Annotated in this window: 24 protein-coding genes; 12 read left to right on the top strand and 12 right to left on the bottom strand. The window is 32.9% G+C overall.

From position 1 onward, the window contains the following. Positions 1 to 59: 59 nt before the first annotated feature. Positions 60 to 578, top strand: a complete 519-nt coding sequence (locus V6M85_RS00665; RefSeq protein WP_338601726.1) for a hypothetical protein — start codon at positions 60 to 62, stop codon at positions 576 to 578. Here the strand turns inward: V6M85_RS00665 and V6M85_RS00660 are convergent. Together V6M85_RS00660 and V6M85_RS00655 are read right to left on the bottom strand one after the other, a co-directional pair. Next, the gene (locus V6M85_RS00660; protein ID WP_338601723.1) at positions 548 to 2203 is read right to left on the bottom strand and encodes a DEAD/DEAH box helicase; all 1656 of its coding nucleotides are present in this window, start codon (positions 2201 to 2203) and stop codon (positions 548 to 550) included. The two genes, V6M85_RS00665 and V6M85_RS00660, sit on opposite strands and share 31 nt — an antisense overlap. Continuing rightward, positions 2163 to 2531, bottom strand: coding sequence for a hypothetical protein (locus tag V6M85_RS00655; protein ID WP_338601722.1), 369 nt, complete (start codon positions 2529 to 2531; stop codon positions 2163 to 2165). The genes V6M85_RS00660 and V6M85_RS00655 overlap by 41 nt, the downstream gene beginning before the upstream one ends. A gap of 107 nt (positions 2532 to 2638) precedes the next feature. On the opposite strand from V6M85_RS00655, the gene gatC reads away from it, so the two are divergent. The 4 genes from gatC to V6M85_RS00635 are packed head-to-tail and all read left to right on the top strand — an operon-like array spanning position 2639 to position 6131. Beyond that, entirely contained in the window at positions 2639 to 2932 is a 294-nt protein-coding gene (gene gatC / locus V6M85_RS00650) for an Asp-tRNA(Asn) amidotransferase subunit GatC (RefSeq protein WP_338601721.1), read from the top strand. 4 nt (positions 2933 to 2936) lie between these two features. After that, complete coding sequence (gene gatA, locus V6M85_RS00645) at positions 2937 to 4361, top strand: Asp-tRNA(Asn)/Glu-tRNA(Gln) amidotransferase subunit GatA (RefSeq protein WP_338601718.1); 1425 nt, start codon at positions 2937 to 2939, stop codon at positions 4359 to 4361. Positions 4362 to 4394: 33 nt separating this feature from the next. Beyond that, entirely contained in the window at positions 4395 to 5471 is a 1077-nt protein-coding gene (twy1, locus tag V6M85_RS00640) for a 4-demethylwyosine synthase TYW1 (protein WP_338601715.1), read from the top strand. A gap of 36 nt (positions 5472 to 5507) precedes the next feature. Next, entirely contained in the window at positions 5508 to 6131 is a 624-nt protein-coding gene (locus V6M85_RS00635; protein WP_338604848.1) for a DUF120 domain-containing protein, read from the top strand. A 3-nt stretch (positions 6132 to 6134) separates the two neighbouring features. On the opposite strand, the gene V6M85_RS00630 is transcribed toward V6M85_RS00635, so the two are convergent. Both V6M85_RS00630 and dph5 read right to left on the bottom strand, forming a co-directional pair. After that, on the bottom strand, positions 6135 to 6809 hold the full coding sequence (locus V6M85_RS00630) for a DUF357 domain-containing protein (RefSeq protein ID WP_338601712.1): 675 nt from the start codon (positions 6807 to 6809) through the stop codon (positions 6135 to 6137). Continuing rightward, positions 6791 to 7564 (bottom strand): diphthine synthase, encoded by a 774-nt coding sequence (gene dph5, locus V6M85_RS00625; RefSeq protein ID WP_338601709.1) that lies wholly within the window; start codon positions 7562 to 7564, stop codon positions 6791 to 6793. The genes V6M85_RS00630 and dph5 overlap by 19 nt, the downstream gene beginning before the upstream one ends. 42 nt (positions 7565 to 7606) lie before the next feature. Between dph5 and V6M85_RS00620 the strand changes: the two genes are divergently transcribed. Together V6M85_RS00620 and V6M85_RS00615 are read left to right on the top strand one after the other, a co-directional pair. Then, on the top strand, positions 7607 to 8362 hold the full coding sequence (locus V6M85_RS00620; RefSeq protein ID WP_338601707.1) for a metallophosphoesterase: 756 nt from the start codon (positions 7607 to 7609) through the stop codon (positions 8360 to 8362). An 88-nt stretch (positions 8363 to 8450) separates the two neighbouring features. Further along, positions 8451 to 9008, top strand: a complete 558-nt coding sequence (locus V6M85_RS00615) for a TATA-box-binding protein (protein ID WP_338604846.1) — start codon at positions 8451 to 8453, stop codon at positions 9006 to 9008. Here V6M85_RS00615 and V6M85_RS00610 read toward each other — a convergent pair. Continuing rightward, entirely contained in the window at positions 8997 to 9842 is an 846-nt protein-coding gene (locus V6M85_RS00610) for a BadF/BadG/BcrA/BcrD ATPase family protein (RefSeq protein ID WP_338601705.1), read from the bottom strand. The two genes, V6M85_RS00615 and V6M85_RS00610, sit on opposite strands and share 12 nt — an antisense overlap. A gap of 43 nt (positions 9843 to 9885) precedes the next feature. Here V6M85_RS00610 and V6M85_RS00605 point away from each other — a divergent pair, with 43 nt between their 5' ends. After that, the gene (locus tag V6M85_RS00605) at positions 9886 to 10095 is read left to right on the top strand and encodes a DUF5622 domain-containing protein (RefSeq protein ID WP_338604843.1); all 210 of its coding nucleotides are present in this window, start codon (positions 9886 to 9888) and stop codon (positions 10093 to 10095) included. On the opposite strand, the gene V6M85_RS00600 is transcribed toward V6M85_RS00605, so the two are convergent. After that, positions 10079 to 11146, bottom strand: coding sequence for a DUF373 family protein (locus V6M85_RS00600; protein ID WP_338601704.1), 1068 nt, complete (start codon positions 11144 to 11146; stop codon positions 10079 to 10081). The two genes, V6M85_RS00605 and V6M85_RS00600, sit on opposite strands and share 17 nt — an antisense overlap. Further along, on the bottom strand, positions 11118 to 12014 hold the full coding sequence (locus V6M85_RS00595; protein WP_338601702.1) for a hypothetical protein: 897 nt from the start codon (positions 12012 to 12014) through the stop codon (positions 11118 to 11120). The genes V6M85_RS00600 and V6M85_RS00595 overlap by 29 nt, the downstream gene beginning before the upstream one ends. A 155-nt stretch (positions 12015 to 12169) precedes the next feature. On the opposite strand from V6M85_RS00595, the gene V6M85_RS00590 reads away from it, so the two are divergent. The 3 genes from V6M85_RS00590 to V6M85_RS00580 all read left to right on the top strand — a co-directional run bounded on the left by V6M85_RS00590 (position 12170) and on the right by V6M85_RS00580 (position 13859). After that, on the top strand, positions 12170 to 12442 hold the full coding sequence (locus tag V6M85_RS00590) for a Gar1/Naf1 family protein (protein ID WP_338601700.1): 273 nt from the start codon (positions 12170 to 12172) through the stop codon (positions 12440 to 12442). Next, positions 12439 to 13320, top strand: coding sequence for a transcription initiation factor IIB family protein (locus V6M85_RS00585; protein WP_338601698.1), 882 nt, complete (start codon positions 12439 to 12441; stop codon positions 13318 to 13320). The genes V6M85_RS00590 and V6M85_RS00585 overlap by 4 nt, the downstream gene beginning before the upstream one ends. A 161-nt stretch (positions 13321 to 13481) precedes the next feature. After that, positions 13482 to 13859 (top strand): winged helix-turn-helix domain-containing protein, encoded by a 378-nt coding sequence (locus tag V6M85_RS00580; protein WP_338601695.1) that lies wholly within the window; start codon positions 13482 to 13484, stop codon positions 13857 to 13859. Here V6M85_RS00580 and V6M85_RS00575 read toward each other — a convergent pair. Genes V6M85_RS00575 through V6M85_RS00555 form a run of 5 tightly spaced genes read right to left on the bottom strand, consistent with a single transcriptional unit; the run spans position 13856 to position 18237 of the window. Next, positions 13856 to 14986, bottom strand: a complete 1131-nt coding sequence (locus V6M85_RS00575; RefSeq protein ID WP_338601692.1) for a tRNA (guanine(26)-N(2))-dimethyltransferase — start codon at positions 14984 to 14986, stop codon at positions 13856 to 13858. The genes V6M85_RS00580 and V6M85_RS00575 overlap by 4 nt on opposite strands. After that, a complete protein-coding gene (locus tag V6M85_RS00570; protein ID WP_338601689.1) occupies positions 14952 to 15881 on the bottom strand; it encodes a helix-turn-helix domain-containing protein in 930 nt (309 codons plus the stop codon). Before V6M85_RS00570 ends, V6M85_RS00575 begins: the two co-directional genes overlap by 35 nt. A 3-nt stretch (positions 15882 to 15884) precedes the next feature. Further along, positions 15885 to 16301 carry a DUF61 family protein gene (locus tag V6M85_RS00565; RefSeq protein WP_338601687.1) on the bottom strand — a complete coding sequence of 139 codons (417 nt, stop codon included), beginning with the start codon at positions 16299 to 16301 and terminating at the stop codon, positions 15885 to 15887. A gap of 4 nt (positions 16302 to 16305) precedes the next feature. Next, complete coding sequence (locus V6M85_RS00560) at positions 16306 to 17004, bottom strand: fibrillarin-like rRNA/tRNA 2'-O-methyltransferase (RefSeq protein WP_338601686.1); 699 nt, start codon at positions 17002 to 17004, stop codon at positions 16306 to 16308. 6 nt (positions 17005 to 17010) lie between these two features. Then, positions 17011 to 18237, bottom strand: a complete 1227-nt coding sequence (locus V6M85_RS00555) for a C/D box methylation guide ribonucleoprotein complex aNOP56 subunit (protein WP_338601684.1) — start codon at positions 18235 to 18237, stop codon at positions 17011 to 17013. Positions 18238 to 18302: 65 nt separating this feature from the next. Here V6M85_RS00555 and V6M85_RS00550 point away from each other — a divergent pair, with 65 nt between their 5' ends. Next, a complete protein-coding gene (locus tag V6M85_RS00550) occupies positions 18303 to 18461 on the top strand; it encodes a 30S ribosomal protein S30e (protein ID WP_009992370.1) in 159 nt (52 codons plus the stop codon). Positions 18462 to 18483: the final 22 nt, after the last annotated feature.

Below are 18483 nucleotides of genomic sequence, written 5' to 3'. Positions count from 1 at the left end.
AACTATTCAGCCCTTACAAGTCCACACATCTTTTATAATATTACTCAATATTACTTAATATGCCTTATGTAGATGCTCATAGTAAGATATGCAGACCTACTGAGGTGCAAGAAATTAAAGAGGGAGACCTTGTATTAGTATCTCCGACTACGTTAAATGTAGATAGAACCTTGATAGTTTTCCCTCCACTTTCACTAGTAAGTGAACAATGCGAGCATGAAATTATGAGTCTAAGCTGGGTTGAAGGCATAACAGTTAATAAAAGGATAACTGAGAGTGTAATTTCGGTTAAGGGGGAAGAGTATGTAAAAGAGGGAGAAATACAAATTTTAGAACCTAGTATTCTTACAGCTTTTACTTTTAAACAGTTGATTGGCAATAAGATTAAAGGTTACGTGTCAAGAGTTAAAGGGATACCTTTAATTAGTGTAAACAATATTCCAGTAATAAGTTTGGATAAGGGAATTGTTTATACTGGTATACAATTTTTAAATAATGAGAACAACAGAGATAACATATTAAGATTATTCACATATTCCATATTTTACTATATATTATCAAAATCTTCAGAAGGCTGAGAAGACAAGCCGTCAAATGAGAGGATATCTGTCTCTTTTCTCTTTTTAGCTTGATACTCCTCTGGAGTACCGCCTACAACTATCTCATAAAGTTTAGCTTGTTTACCGTTATATGGTCTTAAAATCCTACCTAATCTTTGAATAAATTGTCTTCTAGAACTAGTCCCAGTTACGATAATCCCTATATTGGCATCAGGGATATCAATTCCCTCATCCCCAACTGTAGTTAGAACGAGGATACCACTATTCATATTTTTAAAAGTTGTTAAAACTCTTTTTCTCTCTTCTTTAGACATTTTACCAGTTAAAAGCAAACAATTATACTTCTTAGCTATCTCTTCTGCTTGATCAACATACTGAGTAAAAATTAGTATCTTTCCCTTTTCGGTTTTAAGTATCTCATCTATCGCTTTTAATTTCTCTGATGCGAAATTTACTATCCTTCTCATTTCGTTGTACACTTTCATTGCTTCTATAGCGCTTTCGTCTCCCTTCTTAACTAATTCAATTAACTCACTAACTTTTCTGCCCTTTGATAAAACCTTAAATTTATTAAGTAATTCATTATATTTTTTCCTTTCCTCTAAGGTTAGTCTCACTTTTTTCTGAATTATCTCATAGGATGCAAGATATCCTAATTTAGATAGTTCGGTAATGGACTTATAATATACAATACCCCCTATAAGGCTGAATAATTCGTTATGCTTGTTATCTTCTCTATATGGCGTTGCGGACAATCCCATTCTATATGGCGCTATTAGCCCTTCAGCTATAGCTTTAAACTTATCTGCAGGTAAATGGTGAACCTCATCAACTATTAGCAGATAGAATTTATCAAATAATTCTGCAAGGTGCCTATATGCTGTATGATATGTGGTTATAGTTATTGGTCTTATTCTCTTCTCCTCCGAATAATATAGCCCTATATCTGGCCTTTTTGCTGTAAACTTTATTATAGATTCCCTCCATTGTAGCATTTGCTCTTTAGTGAACGTCACTATTAAGGTGGGCTTTCTTATCACATCTATTGCTTTTATGCCGACTACTGTCTTTCCAGCCCCGGTTGGAAGCGCTATAACGCCTTTGTTCCCATTTTTTATCCAGAAATCAATGGCTTCTTTCTGATAATCTCGTAGTTGACCACTAAATTCAAATTCGAACTCCTTGAATGATAGATCTAATTCTTTAACCTCTAAACCATTTTCCTTTAATTTCTCTACTAAATCAAAATAGTCCATGGGACGTATTACAAATCTCTTATTGGCCTTATCGTATTTTATCTTAAATTTAAGTTCTCCTTTATCATCTTTTTCATTAATTTTCTCTAAAATATCTGCTAAATATGTATATGGTTTCATAATTATTTTACCAGCCTCTTTTTCGAAAGAACAGTCAAGAAGTTGTTCCTTCAGTCTTATTATGTCTTCTCGAGCGAGTTTGATCCCAAAGTCTTCTAAGATTTCCATTATATCAATAACCTTTATTCTATTTCGTTTCGCTCTTTCTATATCTATCATAAATTGGGAACCGTTAGAGTCTCTTCCTAAATACCTAGAGAACAGTAATAATCTCTTAAATGCGTCCTCATCTATCCATTGCTTGATATAAAAAGTCTTCGAGAACATCCTTGATCACTTCAACATATATAACCTTAACATTTTGACCAAAGATATTTATAAGCTCTGAAGTATCTTTCACGTCATAAATAAAGTATTTATCCCCACTAAAATTTGAAAATACTCCTATTGATGTTAAGTTATATTTAGATTTACTCATTAGAAGTATCCTATATATTTCATTTAAGTAGGGGTTCACGTACAAGATTAAACCATCTCCATTATCTAATGTAATGCCAATGAAGTTCTTACCTAATGTTTCTGCCTCAGAAAAGCCATAATTAAGTGCCTCATCTAATCCTAACCAGTGTAAATTATCCAACTTGCTTCTGTTCACAACAATGTAGATTATGAAAAGTTTAATTTAAAATTATTTCGGATAGATTAATGTACATTTTTACTGGCTGAATGAATATATAAACTACCCCCGCTAAAGTGATAACAATGAAAATAGAGGTTAATGAGAAATTAATTAAGCATTTAGAAAATTTATCTTTGATTAGATTAGAAGAAAAAGAGGAGAAAATGATAGAAAATGATATAAAAAATATTATAGAGTTCTTTGAGAAGATTAATGAACTGGATTTGAGTAATATAGAGCCATTATTTCACCCTCTTCCACAAAGTAGATTAAGAAAAGATACACCAAGGGAACCATTAGATAGAGAAAATGCTCTCAAAAACGTGAAAAGAAAGGAAAACGGGTACATTGTAGGACCAAGAACTTATGGTGATTAGCACAATGATAACTAAGTTAGTTGATGATCTAAAGTATGGAAATCTAGATCCGGTAGAGTACGTTGAAAGAGCATATGAGAAAATAGAAAAGTATGATAAGACAATTAATGCACTTATAACGATAAGGAGCAAGAATGAAGTACTAAACGAAGTAAAGGAGAATATAGTTAGAGGTGGCAAGTTAGCTGGAATTTTAATAGCAATTAAGGATAATATTTCTACTAGGGGAATTAGAACAACTTGTGCTTCAAAAATGCTAGAGGATTATATACCACCATATGATGCTACCGTAATTGAAAGATTGAAGAAAGAAGGGGCAGTTATCATTGGAAAAACAAACATGGATGAATTTGCTATGGGATCCACTACTGAAACTAGTTATTTTGGCCCCACTAAAAATCCTTGGAATTTAGAAAGAACTCCAGGAGGTTCATCTGGTGGAAGCGGTGCTGCGTTAGCAGCCGATTACGTTGATTTGGCATTAGGTAGCGATACAGGCGGTTCTATAAGGGCACCAGCTGCATATACTGCTACTTTTGGTTTAAAACCGTCTTACGGTACGGTAAGTAGATATGGTTTAGTAGCTTATGCTAATAGTTTAGAGCAAATTGGACCTATGGCTAAAAACGCTGAGGATTTGGGATTACTTTACACTATAATTGCGGGTCCAGATGAAAGAGACGCCACAACAATAGATTTTACGCCTAATTTGGATATAAGTGAGCAAAAATTAGAAAAAGTTAGAATAGGTATTCTTAACGATATCTTAGAAATGTCAGAAAAGCCAATAATAAGTGCTATAAATAATATTGTAAATAAGTTAAGTAATGAAGGAGCAATAATAGAGGAGACTAAATTAGGGTACGCGGAGTACGCCTTACCCGCATATTATATTATAGCTATGTCAGAAGCCAGCTCTAATTTAGCTAGATATGATGGAGTTAGATATGGCTACAGTAGGTATATGGAAGGAAGTTGGAGGGAAGTTTACGCGAAAAATAGGGGAGAGGCTTTTGGTATAGAAGTAAAAAGGAGGATACTCCTTGGCAGTTTCATCTTAAGTGCCGGATATTATGAAGAATTTTATCTAAAAGCATTAAAAATTAGAAATCTAATTAAAATGAGCCTAGATGAATTATTTAAAAAGTATGATATCTTGATCTCTCCTACAATGCCGATATTGCCTCCTAAAATTGGCGAGGTAATTAATGATCCTGTAAAGATGTACGCAATGGATCTAAATACCGTAATAGCTAATTTAGCTGCTATACCGGCTTTATCTATGCCAGCAGGATTTTATAACAATCTGCCTATAGGATTACAGTTAATGGGTAAATACTTATCAGATATGTATTTAATTAAGATAGCTTCTTATATAGAGAAAAATGTGACAAAGTTATACAATTTAACTGCACCTATTAATACCTAATTTTTTAATCTAATAGGTTATAGAGGAAATAATATGCAAAGTAATTTAAGGATCGATACAGTAAGCGAGATATTTAAAGAGTTACAAAAAGAAAAGTATCACATTATCGGAAGCCATAGTGCGTATAAGAAATGCCATTGGACTCATGAAGCTTTAGTAACTAACAGATCGTGCTACAAGGGTAAGTTTTATGGAATTGAAAGCCATAGGTGTGTCCAGATGACACCTACTGCAGCATGGTGCTGGTTTAGATGTGTACATTGCTGGAGATTAGAACCAGAGGATGTTGGCTTAGAATGGGATGATACAAAAATGCCTACTTATGATGATCCAGAATATATTGTGGAAAGAAGTATAGAAGAGCATAAGAGAGCAGTTTCTGGATATTTGGGCAGAGATGACGTTAGCATACAAAAGGTTAAGGATGCGATGAGACCAGCACATGTTGCAATAAGCCTTACTGGAGAGCCCACACTTTATGAGAAATTAGGAGAACTAATAAAAGAATACCATAAAAGAGGCTTAACAACATTTCTTGTAACGAGTGGTGTAAGACCAGATATACTTGCAAGCCTAGAGGAGGAACCTACTCAATTATTTGTATCTCTACAAGCACCTAATGAGATAAAACATAAGATGATTAATAGGCCAGTAGTTGCTAACTCATGGCAATTAGTAATGAGAACCTTAGAGATTTTACCTAGCTTTAGCTCTCCTACTGTGATAAGGCTCACGATGATAAAGGGCTATAATATGAGCGAGGAAGACGCAAAAGAATTTGCAAAATTAATGGAAATTGCGATGCCAACCTATATAGAAGTTAAAGCGTATATGCATGTAGGCCCATCTACATATAGATTAAGCAGAGATGCAATGCCAAAACATAGTGAAATTAGAGAATTCTCTAAACTATTAGCAAAATATACTGGTTATAAAGTACTGTCAGAACATGTACCTAGTAGAATAGTTCTGCTGAGCAAATTAGATAGGCCAATTAAAATTGGCAATGCATGGAATGAAAAGTGGAATTGGGCAACTATTGATATGGAAGATGATATGAGTGGAGAATATAAGGAAGCAGAACAAGGTTGTACTGAGGGATCTACTTGAAAAGATGAGTCAAACGCTTGTATATTAGCTAAAATAATAACTTATTCAAAGGGCAAATCTTACGTAACACAAACAGAGTTAGCTAGGTTGCTAAACTTTTCACAGCAATCCATATCTCGCAAATTAAAAGAACTGGAAGAAGATAAATTAATAGTACGTATAATATCAAAGGAAGGAGAGATTATAAGGTTAACTGAAGAAGGGGAAAAGTTTTTAAATACGTGCCTAACCAGCTTAAAGGATGCAATATTGTCACTACACAGTATTGAGATAAGAGGTAATATTGTATCAGGGCTTGGAGAAGGCAAAATATTCCTATCAATGGAATATTATAAAACACAGATAAATAAGATAATGGGATTTGATCCATATCCAGGTACATTAAATATTGTAATATACGATAAACAATCATTAGAGAACAGATTATTGTTAGATTCATCTCCTTCTTTATTAATTCCAGAATATAAACAGAAAGATAGAGTACTGGGTGCGGTAAAACTATATCCAGCTTCAATTAACTCGATAAAACCAGCTGCAGTCGTAATGCCATTACGAACTACTCATCCAAAGAGTGTAATAGAGATAATATCCCCATTCTACCTAAGGGAAAAACTAAATCTGAAAGATGGAGATGAAGTGACAATAGAAGTTTATGTTTAAACCTTAACTAGAATTGCAATACCTTTTTTTAATCTCGTTTATTATTTCTGTAGTACTAGAATGGGGCCATTTCTTTATTCTTTCTTTTAACCTAATTATCTGCGGATTTAAGCCACGTTTTCTTAACTCTTCAAGAAGTTTATTCTCATCCATTTTCTGATCTGGGCCTAGAAAGATTATATCGGGATTTATCCTTTCTACACTTTTTAAGAAATCTTCCTTATCGCCTAATATGGCATCAAAAACATACCTTATACTCTTAACGATCTCTAATCTCGTTTGCTCATCATTAATAGGTTTTCTACCTTTAATTCTTTCTGAGTTGGAGTCTCTTGCAACAGTTACGTAAACTCTACCATATTTTGACGCTTCCTTTAAAAATTCTATATGCCCTGGGTGTAATATATCAAAGGTGCCAGCTACAAAAACCTTTTTTGATACATTCGATTTGAGATCCTTACCCTCATATATTTCTATAGCATCTAACAAACCTTCAGCATATACTATATCCACTAATGCAGTTACATAATCTCCTTTCTCCAGATAATATTTCGAATCTTCAGCATATAGCCTAGCTAGCTCTATTATCTTATTACTACCACTGTTAGCATTCTTTAAGCGTTCTTCCACACCTTTAATGTACTTTTCTACCCTGCTTCTTAACTCATCAACAACCATTTTATCGCATCAGCCTCCATATAATGAAGGTTACCGGGAATTATAATAATATGTGGTGTACTACCAAAATTAAATCTTAGAGCCTCTTCTATGGTAAGTGCTATCACTTTCTCGTCATCACAACCTAATCTGGCCCCTACTATTACAATGTCTGACTTTGAAATTACGTTTTTCTTATATTTTTCCTCTAATTGTAATAAAATCTGTATTGCATCATTGGCAGTCATTGCTTTATCCTCTTTCAAATCGAGATATACTATCGTGTGAAGGCCCCTTTCTTTATTTTCTTTTATTACGGTATAAGGTGCTGGATCTACAAAGTTATCATAGGGAAAGGTCACTGTAACAGACTTACCAAACTTATAAGAAGATAATAGAGACTTAGATATAATATAACAATGAACAGAAACTCCAGGAACAATTTTAATCTGGTGACCTCTTCTCTTAACTTCTATAAGTATAGATATATGAGTTGTGGCTATTAATGGGTCTCCAATACTTGCTATACTTAAATTATAATTTCTATCTAGATAATCAAAGATAATTTTAGAGTTATTTTCCAATAGGTTTCTATCAGCCTCAATAAAGGTTTTCTCTCCTTTTACTAATTCCCTTAGCGTATTGATATTTATATCGCATGATCGTGATGTATATTTATCGAAAATTATAATGTCGGAACTATTTAACGTATCTATGGCATCTTGAGTTATAAATTTCCTAGAGATTCCAAGACCTACCAAACTTAAGGTGCTCATAGAAACAATGTATAAAATTGTGTTTAATATTATCATATTTTAATGTTAGAGCTAGCCAAAGGCATCTTCATTTCTGAAGATTTGCCAGCGCTTTACATAAAACAAAATAATAGTATAGTACTTTCTGATGTGCACATAGGCTATGAGGAAGAGATGTCAAGAAAAGGCATATATATCCCTAGAATCCAAAAGAAGAGATTCTTTAACGTAGTTAATAGAGTGTTTTCAACATTTAACACTAAAAGATTAATAATAAATGGAGATTTCAAACATACATTCGAAAAACTAACTAAACAAGAGAGAGATGAATTAACTGAAATATTGAAATATTTAAAGGAAAATGGAGTAGAAGTCACAATAGTTAAGGGAAATCACGATAACTATATTTCTTTAGTTACTGAAAAGTTCGATAATGTGAAGTTAGTGGAAGATATAGATCTTGGAGAGATATTTATAACTCATGGACATAAGGTAATAGAGCCAAAGGATAATATAACTTATATTATAGGCCATGAACATCCGAGGTTGTCAATAAGAGATAAGCTAGGCTTCTCTAGAAAATTACAATGTTTCTTATCAATACCAATAAAGGATAAGCATAATTCACGAATTATAGTGCTACCAGCAATTGGAATATACCAAGCAGGAAATGATATATCATTAATACATTCAAATTACATGAGTAATTTGGTAAAAGAACATGCAATTCTAGAAAAAGCAAAACCCTACGTTATTATTGAGGGAGAAGGTATAATGGAATTCCCTGAATTAGGCCTAATCAAGAACATACTTATTTAAAAGAGGGATTTATAAGTTCAGAATCAAAAAGTTTTTAAGGTGAACTCACATCTCCAATTCATCAGCCTCGTATAAACCTATCGTAAACATAGAAAATATCGTAGCTACAGTAACGTTAGAACAGAATTTAGACCTGTATGCAATGGAAAGAAGCATACCTAACATAGAATACGATCCAGATCAATTCCCAGGATTAATATTTAGACTAGAACAGCCCAAGGTTACTGCTTTAATATTTAAATCTGGTAAAATGGTCGTAACTGGAGCTAAGAGCACAGATGAATTAATAAAAGCTGTAAAAAGAATAATAAAAACACTTAAAAAATATGGAATAAAAATAGTAGGTAAGCCAAAAATACAGATTCAAAATATAGTAGCATCAGCCAACTTACATGTAAACGTGAACTTGGATAAGGCTGCATTTCTCCTTGAAAATAACATGTATGAACCAGAACAATTCCCAGGGTTAATATTTAGAATGGATGATCCTAGGGTAGTATTGCTAATTTTTAGCAGCGGTAAAATGGTAATAACAGGAGCAAAAAGAGAAGAAGAAGTATCTAAAGCTGTAAAGAAAATATTTGACAAACTGGCTGAAATGGATTGCATAAAGCCAATAGAAGAGGAAGAGGAACTAGAGCTCTAGAAGCTTAAGAAGACCATTTGTTATACTTTTACTCTTAACACTTTTTATTCCTCTTTTACTAACCTCTTTATTAAAAAATGATACATAAACTGGAGATTCAAACATACCGCCAAAATAATAAACTACATTAGAATTTACGGCATCACATACCATTTTTATTATGCTAGAAAATTCTGAAATACAATCACTTAAAATCCTTATACTCTTTCTGTTATTTAGCTTTACAGCATTAAGTAAATTAACAGAAAATTGAGCTATTTTTGACGGATTACAAGAGTTCTCATACAAAAACTTTACTAGTTCTTCCTCAGTCTTAAAATTTGAGAAACGAAGTAATGAATTGGAATCAGATAAACCTTGAAATTCCTTTAAAACTTCCCTTAAGAATTCTCTACCTAGCCAAAAACCGGAACATATATCCCCAACTAACCAACCTCTATCACCTTTCACTATTCTCCTTTTTCCATCATATCCATATACTATGCTTCCAGTTCCGGAAATGGTTATACAACCTTTGTCAGCATTAGACAAAAGCACAACATGAGCATCATGCTCCACTACTACTTTCTCAGCGAACCTGCTCAAATTTGGATACAATCTAGCTTTAACGTTCTTAGCCATAACCTCGCTATCTATTCCAGCTAATGATATCGCAATCCCTTTAAATCGCATATTAAACAACGATACTATACGAGTTATTTGTGAAATTGCCTTATCTGGTCCTACCTTATCTACACTCGCTGGATTAAATCTATACTGTTTTGTTATTTTACCATCACTATAAATATAGACTTTAGTTGATGTACCGCCTGCATCAATTAGGAGATAGTCCACAAACATTATAAATTAAAATGTCATTAAAGTTTTAGTGCTAAAAATGCTCAAACATGGCAAGTATGTTTACGTAGATTTAGGAAATGGTAAATACATAAAAGTAAGAGTGTTAAAGGCTAGGGACGAAAACTCCCCCGAAAGATATATCCTAACAAGTTCTATAAATAAAAAGAAGCCTAAAGATGCGATTACAATAAAATTGGATAATCTTCCAGTAGAGGTTAAAGATAAGTTAACTAAATTCTTTTTATGAGCCTTTCTAATATTCCATATTTTTCTAATGCACTCAAAGTTATGTATATTGAGATAATTACTATTGAAGTTAATATTAATACATATAATGATTGTACAGTCAATATATAGGAATTATCAATGATATCTTTTATAACAGTAAATAATACAAAATATATGAAAATTATATTTATAATCTTTATTATATCATGCCAGACTCTAATATCTTTATTAAGACCTTTCGATATAGCTTTACCACCAAATAGGATTATGGCTGAAAATGACGCATATGGAAGAAGTTGCAGAATAGCAAATGCAAACTCTTGAATGCCATTAAGACCTTTCGTTAATTGAAGTTGTATATAAAGGTTTATTATACCAATTAAAATAGATATAATTGATACTGTAGACGTGATGACCATAATAGTAGAGTTCTCCCACCAATTTTCTATAAGATCATCTATTTTAAGTCCTTTTATTATCATCGCTGCACCTAATATTATTAGAATTGTGGGCTCTATGTAAACAGATAAATTAAGAACTGCTAATATGCCAGCTAACGCTAGTACTATACCTGGCACTCCCAAGAAAATTCTAGCATATCGTTTCTCAGTTATAGCCTTCCTTATATACTTAGCTAAAAGCATATATGTCTCCTCAACCCCTCTATATTGTTCCACAATAACTTGCTGAACAGCTGAAATTTTTAGCCTAGATTGGATAATAGGTATCGCACGTGCGTCGTCTGGACTGTCATATACCACAACTGCATATTCTGGTGATAACTTTTCGATTACTTTATCTAATTTTCTAGAAAATTCTAATTGAGATTCTATTCCTCCTTTTTTAGACCCCGATATAAAGACTATTTCAACATCTTCTCCTTTTCTTTTAAGATCATTATATATATTAAAAGCTACAACCATTGAATTAAAATCAGAATCAGTAGGCATAAAATATGCTGCCTTATCAAGAGCAAGTTTACAGTTCTCTTCACCAACAATCGGTGATAAAAAACCTAAATCTCCTATATCATCGTCAATGTCAATGTAAATTACTATTGTCTTTACCATCCTTATTATCTACTTCTCCATAAAGTATTAAAAATTCTTCAAAAGATAGCCTCTTATTTTGTTTGAGCTTCTCCTCTATTGCTTTCTTCTTCTTCTCAATAACCTCGGTGGTATTTATCGCAACAGGATTTTCTTGAAGACTTTTTAATCTTTTTTGGCTCTCGCTAAGTTCTTCGCTTTTAGTTTTAATTTCTGCGTTTAAACTTTCTACTTGCTTATAAATCTCTTCAATCTCCTTACTCAGATTATCTATCTCTTCTCTCAACTTATTTCTCTCTTCAATTAATCTTTTAATAATATTCTTTTTTTCACTGATTTCATTTATAATTGCCTTGATTCTTTCTCTAACAGAATTTAACTCCACTCTTTTAGCTAATAATTCAGCCTTCTCTTCTGTTCTTTTCTCCTTTATTTTAGCAACCTTCTTAGCATCCTGCAGTTTCTTTTCCAGTTCTGCAATTCTCTGTATGATTTTCTTCTCCTCCTCTAATGTTAATGAACTAGTTTGTAATCTCCATTCAAGATCTCGTATTTTCTTCTCAATGGCATCGGGATTACCTAAATTCTGCGAGGATAATTTCTTAATTTCCTCAAAATCTTTCTTTATCTGTTGAATTATTTCAGCCAAATTCTTCCTTCTCTCCTTTAACTGATTAAATTCTTCCAGCCTTATTCTATACTCTTGCCTTAAGGTGTTGATTTGCTCTGTTAATTCTTTTGCCTTAGATATTTTTTCTCTTCTCTTTTCTCTCAGTTTTCTAGCTTTTTCAAGAAGTTCTGATTTAAGTTGTTTTAACCTGACTATATTCTCTCTCAGCTCAGATATCTTCTTATACAGTTCGTCCGCACTCGTTGAGGTAGATGACATTCTTGTTTATTTTAATGACAAATACGTATAAATAACTATTTCCCACATAATAACCCTTAATACACCCTAAAATGCGAGATACTCTATGGATAGAAAATCATGAGGTATTATCAACAATTAATAATAAACATATGTAGTAGTAACATAAAAATGAGATGAAAAACAACTTTAATGAAATTGGCACGTTCACAAAGAATGTTTTGAAGGATAAGATTTTAATAAAATTAAGGAAAGATATAAATTATACGACATATAACATTATAGGGAAATCGATATATAATGAAAATAAACAGAAAATAGGAAAGATACTTGATGTTCTAGGGAACGTAAATGAACCCTACGCTTTAGCCACATTTGATCAGAATTTCAAAATAACATACAATGAAAAAATTTTCGTTAGTTATGAAAAGAGGAGGTTTAGAAAATGAAGTGTGTTTTCTGTGGAATGGAAAACTCAGTAACATATGATGCAGAGAAAGGAATGTACGTATGCACAAATTGTGGTAGTATAATAGAGGATAATGCTATAGATCCCGGTCCAGATTGGAGGGCTTATAACACAAAGGATAGAAATGAGAAAGAGAGAGTGGGAAGCCCATCTACGCCAAAAGTTCATGATTGGGGATTTCACACTATTATAGGATATGGTAGAGCTAAAGATAGATTGAAAACACTTAAAATGCAGAGAATGCAGAATAAAATGCGTGTTTCACCAAAGGATAAGAAACTAGTTACCTTACTTTCAATTTTAAATGATGAAAGTTCTAAACTAGAATTACCAGAGCATGTTAAAGAAACTGCTTCGTTAATAATAAGAAAAATGGTTGAAAACGGTAAGACTAAAAGAATAGACCAATACGTAATTGTAATAGCTGCGTTATACTATTCTTGCCAAGTAAACAACATACCAAGACATTTGCAAGAATTTAAAATAAGGTACTCCATATCTTCTAGTGAATTCTGGAATGCTCTACAAAGAGTTCAATCCGTAGCCAAAACAATACCAGACTTTCGTCCTAAAATAAGACCAACTGAATACATACCAAAAATTATTTACAAATTAAATTTACCCCCAATTATAGGAACTAAAGCGTCTGAACTGGTAGACCTTATGCATAAGCATGGTCTCACAAGTGGAAAAGGTTATTTATCGTTAAGTGCAGCTTCTGTATATCTTATATCCGCATTGATGGATATAAAAAAGACACAAAAGGAAGTAGCAGACGCACTGGACATAACAGAAGTAACTATAAGGAACAGATATAAGGAAATTGTTGACAACTTTGATATTGTAGTTTTTATTTGAACTTAGATAATTTTTATTAAAAGAGATATTATTTTTATTATGATAAAAAGTGCTGAAAACTAATTAGTAGCTTCGATACGTTTCTAACGTGATCACAAAAAAGAGTAAAATAAATAAGTGTGGAATACATATATATAATTTAGCCAACACGGGTGTAAAAGATGGAATCTGATTCAACAAATAATTATGAAGCGATAGTACATAAAAAGATAAAGGAGATGGGAGAAAAAGGCATTTCTCAACAAGAACTCGCGAAATCCGTCGGATTACCGATTAGGGAAATTAGCGGGATAATAAAAAAATTAGTTGAGAAGAAACTTGTTATAAAAAAGGCAGTTAAAGAAAATGGTAAAAATATAGTGAAACTATTTGCAGTTGATAATACTTATAACATTAACATTTATGTGAATCTAGATAGTTTAGAAGATATACCTTGCTTAAGCTGTAAGAATTTGACAAAATGCGGTAACGGAATACATGTAAGCCCACAAACATGTGGTAAACTCTCGAGCTGGATTTTAGAAAAAACACCACTTTAAACTCTCATACATTCCACAATTTCTTCATATTCCTTATCGGTCTTAATTCCATTTGAAGCGAAATGTGTTCGCGATGCGTCTCCTAAACATTCCAAAACAGCTTGAATAGGGGGGATCGCTGATATTTTTAACTTAGATGCAAGTTTGCTGAGATTATAATATACGTTCCTATACCTCATTTCACCTACAATCAAATTAATCAACTTCTGTACTCTGCTAAAAGATGATATATAGTTAAATCTTGTATACGTTTGTAGTATAGACTCCACGAAATCTGTATCATAAAGTGGACCCGAATAGAGTGGACCTACAATAACTAGATTAGATCCACACCGAGGACATTTAGCGTCACATTTATCTTCTAAAAAACTATGAAATCCGCACCGAGGACATTCTCCAAAATATTTAATATTTATATTAATATTCTGGTCAGCTTTCCTTGCACCACTTTCCACTTTTAAAAATAGTCTATAATAATAATCAGCGTAAAAAGAAAACAGAGGATATACCGTTTTCTCTAATATTGCAGATTCTTTGATGATCTTACCAATAAGTATTCTCAGTCCAATTTCCTTTGAGGAAGAAAGCTTTTGATTAATAGCATCATACTTTCTTCTACATGAAGTTACTGAGGACCCCTCAAGGGGAGATAAATCAGTGGCAGTAAATGCGACAACCCCGTTTCTTATAGTAGCGCTTATAGAAGAAAGGATAAATGGAGATGGTGAACCAAAAGGATCTATATCAACATAATCGCTTTTTATTTCATAGAGAAGGGAATTTGCATCTCTATTATAGATTTTAGCGTTATCAATCCCGTTATTTTTAACATTAGTTTCTATGAGGGTAATAGCCTTGGGATTCTTATCGTTTAATATTAATTGTTCAGATCTCCAGCCCTCTATATAATATCTAATTCCCCTTACTCCAGTTGCACTTAAGGCATCAACTATAATCTTTGGCTTTAATATACTAACAACTATAACGCTCAGATCTCTGTTAAAAACCATTTTAGGGTTATAAAATACAGGAGCCCACGCTGGATCAAAGTTACCTTCTCTCATATATTCACTTGGATCTGGTATGAATATTCTAATCTTCCCTTCTATTACTTCCTTTAATCTCATCTATTAAAGAATGTATCTTATTTTCTTCATAAGTTTTATATCCAAGATCTTCACAATCTTTTAAGACCCTTGATGTTCGAGCAACTATTATTAATTCGGATTTAGTATAAGAGGCTAATTTCGTAGCTTCGTAAAACTTCTTTATTGATCTATTATAGTCTTTATTTTCTATTGTAACTAAATACCTCTTATTATCATCTTTAGCATTAACTATTAAATCAGCAGCTGTCAATTTTAACGATAGAACGTTTAATCCATTTTCTCTTAACATATAAATTAGCTTTGATTTGAAATTTTCAGACATATCTATCGATTCATCTTTGACTTCTTTCTTGGATTTTATAGAATCCCATATTACGTCACCTATTATCTCATCTCCGAATAAATCTATTAATTTTTCAGCTACTTCCAGTGAGACATCAGAATCGCCCTTTTCATAATCGTACACGGCTTTTCTTGAGACGCCAAGAAGTTTAGCTAAATCCCCTATGCTATATCCCATTTCCTCTCTCTTATGCCTCAGTAAGTCGTGCCTTATTTTTATAAATATACCACCTCTAGTCCTATATAGAAAGACCTTTTCCCCATCTACTATTCTTTTAAATCCTTCAGGCGAGATCGCAAAGACGTTATCTGCTTTTACTGAAACTATATCTTCCTCCTCCTCATTGGTAACAATTAAAGACGCGGTTTGTGTTGATATTGCTATTTTCTTTAAATCAGAGATCTCCTCTTTAGTAATCCTTTCTTCAGAAACTTTAACTAGGGCAGGGTCTTTAGCATTTATAATTATATCTACTGATTTCCTATTATGCTCTGGATATTCAATCAAAGTGTAGGTATATTTCTTATCCTCTAACAGATCTATAACATCATTAATAATCCTTGTATTCATATTCTACATCTCACTTAGTTCTGTTTCCTCTGTATAATTTCTAGTAGGACTAAGAATTATAAATATTAATGAAGAATACTCTCTTAATAGCTTTTCAACATCTGTATTTAATATTACATTTGATATTTCCCTTTCAAGCAAAATTGAAATTGCCTTTCGATTCCATTCTTCACCACTTATAAAATACTCTCCAATTTCAGTTGATTTAATAAATATAAACGGAATTTTCACTAATGCCCATAAATAGAGAGGGATATGCGCAGAAAGTCTTTCCACTTCGTTCTTTTTAAACTCGTGATAAAGACCGTTATTTAATTTAATTTTTAACTTTCCCTCTAATGCGTCCATAATACTAACGTATTCTGCAGGAGTGGATGAAAATATATCTTTCAGACCTAACTCAAAAATTTTATCTATCAAAATCTTACCCTTTATATTTACTTAAAACCATAGCATGGTCTTTATCATACGGATCAAGATTTATAATCTGAATAGTCTCGAAATTGGAATTCTCCAATTTTTCCACTTCAGCTTTGTATATTTCCTTTGGATCTTTAGTGACGTCAATACTTCTGGCTTTAATAACAAGAAGCATATAGCCATTTACCTTAAGAAAGAACTTTGCATTATATATTGCGATATCGGTTTGGTCAGGCTGCGCGATATCAACGTATAATACATCCACATTCTCCACTAAGGATTTATAATTTTGGGGAAATCTAGCATCTGCTAATATTGGAAATATGTTAGGTCTTCTTTGCGCAACCAACAATAATTCTCTTACCACTCTGGGAGAAAATTCAACACCATACGCTTTGCCTTTCAATTCTATAATGTCAGAAACATGACTTATTGTAGTCCCTGAAGCAGCTCCTAAATATAACATTTTTATATCTTTTTTTACGGGATTATGCTTAAGGCCCTTTAATATCGCACCTGCTAACTTACTTCTAAATGCATTCCACTCCCTGTACTCAATTCCCTCATATTTAATTAGTCTCTCTCCATACACATTAAATCCAGGTGCTAAATTCTTCGTACATAGCCTAAAACTACCATCGTTAAATTCACATTCGTAAATATTTTCCATATTAGTTTGTTTTACACTCACTACTTCTGACATTTTAAATCACTTTCTTTTACCTTTTCTCTTTCCACCTTTTTTACCTTTTTCCTGTTGTTTCTGTGGTTGTTGCTGAGGTTTTCTAGGTGGTGGTTGCGCATATTTCTCTTTAATCTCATCTATTCTCTTCTTTAACTGTTCATTTAACTGATCACCTATAAATCTTCCACTGAAAGCATCAACCCTTGCTGCTATCGCTAATTTCGCTGCTAAGGCTCTAGCAATCTTTCCTCTTTGCCATCTTGGCGAAGTGTGAATTGCAGGATACTGGAATATGACACCATGTTTCGGTGGCCTACTTCCACTTCTTAGTGCTCTGAATAGTGCTTTCTCTGCTCCTAAAACTTGAATTGTACTAGCAGGCATCTTGGCTAACTCATCTAAGCTACCAGCTAAACTTAGCAGTCTAGCACCAAGCGCTGGGCCCACTAATGCTGTAACATTTGGAGCAACCTCTTTCATTACGCCCTCTAAATAATTGGTTAAATTTCTTCTTATATTGTATAAATCCAGTATGGTATTTGCAATCATCCTCATAGCGGATAAATCGTCCTCTGAAATATCCGCACCTATACTTTTCTTTGCTGCATCTAAAATTCTGTTTATTTTCTGCTCATTAAAACCTAATTCTTTTAAGGCGTCTTTGCTTAGAAGTTCTCTATCTCCAAATCTGGAGACTATTGTTGCGTATTGTTCATGATCTTCGATTAATTTATCTAACTCCGGAAAATGTATACTATACCATTCCCTTAATCTTTCTGAGAATAAGTTTATGGTTTTGTCAATATCATCCATCGCTCTGACTGCCTGAATTGCCAAAAGATCTCTTTTCTGTGCTGCAGATCTAAGTTTCCTTCTTGTATACTCCAAAGATAACTCATGAAGAAAATTATAATATTCATCTTCACTATTAGCAAATTTAATATCTATAGCTACTTTAGGTAACGATTCTCTAAATAGCCTAGATATCTTATTATGCGGTTCATATATTACCTTGTAACCTAATGCTTGCAATTTAGGTACTTCAGCTTCGTTCTCAACGACTACTTCTTGTGGATTAATTTTTTTCAATAACTCTATTGACACACTAAGCGGGGTACCTTTCTCATTATCTATAAGCTCCTCAGTTACTTTTCCCAAATCCTTTGGATTAGATATATAATCAATAACATTTCCGTTCTCGTCATAGGCAATTGCACCAATAACGTGTTCCATAAGATATATTTTCATCATCTCTCACTACAAACCTATCTGACAAATTTTTAAGTTTAAATGCTTAAGTTATTAGGAGAGCAAACATGCCTTCACACGGTTCGTTAACTAAAGCGGGAAAAGTTAGAAGTCAAACTCCAAAGATACAACCAAAAGAGAAGCATAAAGAAGTGCCTAGAGTTAGGAACAGAAAAGAATATGAAAAGAGAGTTGTAAAAGCTAGGCAACAAGCGCCAGCTAGATGATAAATTATTTTTGCTATTGTCT

The sequence above is a fragment of the Sulfolobus tengchongensis genome (assembly GCF_036967215.1).
Classification (GTDB): Archaea; Thermoproteota; Thermoprotei_A; order Sulfolobales; family Sulfolobaceae; genus Saccharolobus; species Saccharolobus tengchongensis_A.
Note: the sequence above shows the minus strand (reverse complement) of the source record. Positions and strands in the feature narration are given on the sequence as shown.